This window comes from Thermosynechococcus sp. OHK43 (assembly GCF_014466085.1).
Classification (GTDB): domain Bacteria; phylum Cyanobacteriota; class Cyanobacteriia; order Thermosynechococcales; family Thermosynechococcaceae; genus Thermosynechococcus.
The window spans coordinates 1-5,218 of the sequence record NZ_JACOMP010000110.1 but is presented as its reverse complement, the minus strand read 5'-3'; the positions used below and the strand labels follow the sequence as shown (position 1 = coordinate 5,218).

The 5,218-nt window shown below is 53.3% G+C and carries 5 protein-coding genes; 2 read left to right on the top strand and 3 right to left on the bottom strand.

The window, feature by feature from the left end; genetic code table 11:
• Positions 1-279 precede the first annotated feature (279 nt).
• Together petF1 and H8Q75_RS04620 are read left to right on the top strand one after the other, a co-directional pair.
• Entirely contained in the window at positions 280-576 is a 297-nt protein-coding gene (gene petF1, locus H8Q75_RS04625) for a ferredoxin PetF1 (protein ID WP_011056851.1), read from the top strand.
• Between the two features lie 115 nt (positions 577-691).
• Positions 692-1,843 carry a GNAT family N-acetyltransferase gene (locus tag H8Q75_RS04620; protein WP_024123835.1) on the top strand — a complete coding sequence of 384 codons (1,152 nt, stop codon included), beginning with the start codon at positions 692-694 and terminating at the stop codon, positions 1,841-1,843.
• On the opposite strand, the gene H8Q75_RS04615 is transcribed toward H8Q75_RS04620, so the two are convergent.
• The 3 genes from H8Q75_RS04615 to H8Q75_RS04605 form a co-directional block, all read right to left on the bottom strand.
• On the bottom strand, positions 1,840-2,583 hold the full coding sequence (locus tag H8Q75_RS04615; protein ID WP_297040815.1) for a hypothetical protein: 744 nt from the start codon (positions 2,581-2,583) through the stop codon (positions 1,840-1,842). The two genes, H8Q75_RS04620 and H8Q75_RS04615, sit on opposite strands and share 4 nt — an antisense overlap.
• Before the next feature lie 41 nt (positions 2,584-2,624).
• Positions 2,625-4,100 (bottom strand): hypothetical protein, encoded by a 1,476-nt coding sequence (locus H8Q75_RS04610; RefSeq protein WP_297040814.1) that lies wholly within the window; start codon positions 4,098-4,100, stop codon positions 2,625-2,627.
• Positions 4,101-4,179: 79 nt separating this feature from the next.
• A partial coding sequence (locus H8Q75_RS04605; RefSeq protein ID WP_297040813.1) for a DUF697 domain-containing protein occupies positions 4,180-5,218 on the bottom strand: 1,039 nt, incomplete at its 5' end.

Sequence of the window (5,218 nt, the reverse complement as noted above, 5' to 3'; positions counted from 1 at the left end):
GAGCAAGCCCTAACGGCGATGATCAATCGGTATCGGACAGGGGAGTGGGTTGTGCCTGCGGGTCATCGAGTCGGAGAATAGAGCCGGCCATCGAGTTTGCTTAATTTTCTCCATAGGGTTCAATGTCTATAAGTATTTCAGATAACTTGGCAGCCTAAAATTACGAAAACGATACAAAAAGGGACTTGAATGGGCCTATCAAGGCTGGGCTTTTCCCCTAGTATCTAAATTGGAGCGTGATGGCTCCCTGCCTTTTCCATACATGAGAGGACAAGATTCATGGCAACCTACAAAGTAACGCTAGTGCGTCCTGATGGAAGCGAAACAACAATTGACGTGCCCGAAGATGAGTACATTCTGGATGTGGCCGAAGAGCAAGGCCTAGACCTGCCCTTCTCCTGCCGTGCTGGTGCTTGCTCCACCTGTGCCGGTAAGCTTCTGGAAGGAGAAGTGGATCAGTCGGATCAGTCCTTCTTGGATGATGACCAAATTGAGAAGGGTTTTGTGCTCACCTGTGTGGCCTATCCCCGTTCTGACTGCAAAATCCTCACCAACCAAGAGGAAGAACTTTACTAAGGCGATTTTATACAATTTATATTGTTTTATATTGTTGGGGCGATTGTTGTGGGGCATCGCCCCTTTATTTTGGGGCTGGAGTCCTTAAGATAGAAGTAGTAATTGGTGCCCGCTGATGGTTTCTGACTTGCCCCCCACTGGTGATTTGATGATTCGTCCCTTGGCCTATCGGGATGTGGAGGTGGTGGAACAGTGGCTGCGCCATCAAGGGGTACATGAGCAACCCTTTGGTCTACCGTCCTTGGCGGGTGGACCGATGACCTCACCGCTGCATTTACTGCAGTGGCTAATGGGAATGAGCAAGCAGCGCATTTATGTTGCGGAGCGGGACAACCAAGTGCTAGGCGTTGTGCAGGTTGCTCCCTTTAATGAAAGTCGCACCACATGGCAGGTGCAGCAATTGTCTGCCCAAGAGTTTACGGAGGTGGGGACACAACTCCTGCGCCACTGTTTTGGTACCCTTGTCGAAGCCCGTACGTGGATAGTGGAAATTAATATTGACTACCGCGAGGCACTAGACCTGTATCGCCAAAATGGCTTTCAACCCTTGGCGCATCTCACCTATTGGCAGATTTCAGCGGATCAGTTGGCAGAACTGGCCCAGGGCACGCCTTGCTTGCCTAATCTGCTAAAGGTCACCAATGCGGATGCACGGTTGCTCCATGAGTTGGATACAATGTCGATGCCGGCACTGGTGCGCCAAGTTTTTAATCGCCACTCTCGGGATTTTCAAACGAGTCTTTTGGATTGGCTACACCACAGTTTGACCAGTTGGTCGCAACAGGTACAAGTGCATCGTGCTTACGTGTTTGAACCGCAGCGGAAGGTAGCGATCGCCTCCTACACCCTCCATACGACTCAAAATGGACACACGCCCCACTGGCTAGACTTAACGGTGCATCCTGCTTATACAAATCTGTATCCGGAGGTACTGACCCATATTGCTCGCTTGGTGCAGGCCTATCCACCCGTACCTCTACTGCTGTCTTCGACGGATTACCAGGGGGAGCGAGAAGCTTACCTCGAAAGCTGGGCTGAGCCTATTCGTCGCAGTTTGATGATGTCGCGCTCAGTGTGGCACAAGGTGCGGGAAGTGCGATCGCCCCTGCCGGAAGGTCTGACCTTATCAGAAGTCCTCCAAGGGCTGCAAACCCACCGCCGTCCTCAACCCGGTCAGATTCATAGTAATCATAGCCAAGAGGGGACACAGGCCTACTACCATAAGCATCCCTCCGAAAACACATCGCCCCCAGAAGCGCAATCTTAATCTTTGGGGAGGGAAATTTCTGAGGTTTCAGTATAGCCTTGGAGCGCTTGCAGAAGGCGTTGGATTGCGGTTTCGTTGTCGAGGGCCAGCCGCTCAGGTTCAGGAGCAGTCATACGCTGGGTGAGCTGCGGTATATTTTCGAGGGGTTGGCCGTAGGTGTTGCCCTTGATGGTGAGTGGTGTACTTTGGGGCAGGGGATTGAGGAAGCTAATTTGCTCGGGCAAGTAGAAGATGGGTTGCAGTTGCTCTAGGGGGAAGGTGCCATAGCCTTGAGCATCCGCTGGATGGTGTTGCCAGTAGTCCAAGAGGGTCTGGCGATCGCAAAAACCGAGCATCTGTGCCTGACGGCGATCGCGATCCAAACCAACCGCAACTGCCAAATCGGCATTCATCACCCCCAAAAATGTGGGGCAATGAATCCGCAGGGACTCTCCCTGCTCGACAGGATGGATAGATAACTGCACCCCTTCTAAGTTGAGATCCGCAATGTCCACAAGGTCAAGAACCTCTGGCCGCTCACACCAAGTCGTACTCAAGGTTAGATCATCAGGCAGATCCTCAAGATCATCCCACTTGCTGGGAACACCCTCATTTTCCCACCAGTCTATGAACGAATAAAGCGCAACCAAATAGGGCAGAACTTGCCGTTGCCGACTGGGACGACATCCCTGAAGCACCGCATGGGCGGCATCCAATGACAGGGAACGAATGGGAACAGTCGGTGCCAAAAAGGAAGTCATAGCCGTCGTCATCCAAACGAAGTACGAAAAAGCCAGGCTGCCTAGGGAAGGTAGTAAATATCGTTACGCTCGCACCACTGGGCAAGCTTGGCTTCTATTTGCTCATCAATTTGTTTTGCGGTGCAAAGACCACGGGCATACTCAGAGTGAATTTCACGGCGGGCTTGCCGTCGTTGGTGGGGGCTGGGAATGGATTGGGTTTCATACCATCGCCTCATCCATTGCGGAATCTGGGGATCTTGAAAGAATTTACGGTAGAGCCACAGACGATATTCACGACCGAGGCAGCGAGAAATCGTGGGCTGGCTCACAAAGAGTTCACGGGCAATTTCTGCTTGGGTACGGCGACGCTCACACCAATCCCTGACCCATGTCGGCGTCTGCGGATCATTGAGAAACTCCACCATACACTCCACCCCTTGACCATTGTTGGTTGGCAGTGTGCGGGTATCGGGATAGTTGTCAATCCACTCTTGGTTACTGTCGGTGGAGCAAATGTTGAGGGAGCGGGTGGACTGAACATACCGCCCAAGAATCCGTCGCACCTGCTGATGAATATCCCGCGTATATTCAAGTGTCCAGCCCAAAAGTTGGGCAATGTGCTGCCGCAAACGCGTCGTTGAAGCGCGAATGCGAGGATCCGTAATCTCCGTTTGCACAATCGTAATCAACTGAGCGCAGGCTTTGGGATCAATCCCCCGCTGCACCTCAGGGGGCGCCGCTTGGTAACGATCTTGAAACACTTGCAGGGCACGGTTGTCGTAGAAGAGCAGTTCATCCGCCTCGCGCTTGAGGAGTTTGCGTTTTTCATCCGCAAGTTTATTGCTAATGACTGTGCGCACCCATGCTTCAAAGGTGGGACGACCATGGCCAGTGGCATCAAAGGGCTTGAGGGGGTCAAAGGATTTCATTGCTTCCCAAAGCCACCCCGTGAGGTTGCTTTGGCATAGTTCGGGATCAGAGCTACCCAGACACACGGTACGCAGCAGATCGCGGTACTCGTGACGAAACTGGGGGGATAGGAGAACCGTTGCGCCAAGTTCTTGGCGTAGGCACTGAATAAAAAAGGCAAGGAAACACTCGGCCTCCGTGAGTTTGGGCACTGGATTACAGTTGGCTAGGACAGGGCGACTAAAGGCAAGCACCAGGTGCTTGAGGGACTGGTTGTACTGAGCACGATTGAGGCGATCGTACTCATCTTGAATCACAGTGGTGGGAATTTGCAGTAACCGTAGCACCGTTTTTTGCACAGCCTGCTGTTGCAGTTGATCGCGGCTGAGGTGCTGGAGGCAGCGAGGAAACAGACGAAAATAGGCTTCCACTAAGCGTTGGAGATATCCTCCCCGCTGGCTGAGATGGGGATCAATGTTGCGCTCGAGGATGGCTCGCAGGGCTTGAGAGAGGGGCTTTATCACAGCGGGCGATCGCTCCCCGGCCAAATAGCGAGACCGCGCTGCCTGCAATAACTGCGGCAGTTGTGCCACCTCCAGATCAGGACTGCGGGTCGAGGGACTCATCCGAAATCGGCAACATGAAATCGTTACTGAACATAGTAGCGGTTTTTGCCGAGACCCTTGGGGGAATCCTCAGCATCCCTTAAGAGAACTCCTCTTCACGGGAGAGGGGAGTTTTTATCTCCTCAGGAATCACGGTTCCCAGTTGTGCTGGTAAGCGGGCGATCGCCTGCTGCACAAAGGAGCGAATAAATTCATCGCGGCGATTGAGTTGAAACTGCCGTTGCACCACTTCACCAATACCCCCATCCCCCCAGTCTTGGTTGTGGCGAAAATACTCAATAAAACTTTTACCCGCAATGCGAGTGAGGTAGGCGGCCGTAATCCCTTGAACTGCTTTGCCAACGACTAGCCCCCCGACACTTAACTGGAGAGCCGTCCCCACCAGATTCATAGCACCTTTGACAATCCCAAGACTAGCAAGAGTTTTGCCCAAGGAAAGGGCCAACTCGCGGGCGCGATCGCGATTCAAGTCACAGCCATAGACCTTGCCAATTTCCATGACCATTTGCGCATTCACGGCGGCAGCAGCTAGCAGATCTACCCCGGGAATCGGCGTGACACAGACGACACCTGCACCAATCCACTGGTAGCGCTCCACCACCTTATCCGCTTGGCGGCGCCGTTGCTGATCAATGATTTTGCGGGCTTGCTCCCCTAGGCGTTGAGACTGCAAGAGGATATTGTCTGCCACAAGGTCATCCCCTTCCTGGCGGAGAATGGCACTCATCCGCCGAATCAGGGGCCAAATATGGGGTTCGGGTTCTAACCACTCTCCGGTATCGAGCTGGATCAGTTGGGGACGAGCGGCAATACCTACCACATCTTGGGGCGGAATCAACCCCTTAACCCGCTGCCGCAGATGGCGCAGCAGAGCCAGTTGACCAGCCTCACAGCGCAAGTCAATTTTATTGAGGACCAACAGCGATCGCTTGCCCATTTCCACCAAGTTGACCAAGGGGGTATATTCCGACTGCCGCAGGTCATCATCCAGAACAAACAGCAGTAAATCTGCCTCTGCGGCCAGTTGTCGAGCCAGTTGCTCGCGGTAGGTGCCAGCGACCCCTGCTTCCAAAATGCCGGGGGTGTCGGTAATGAGAATTTCCCGCTCAGTATTCGGT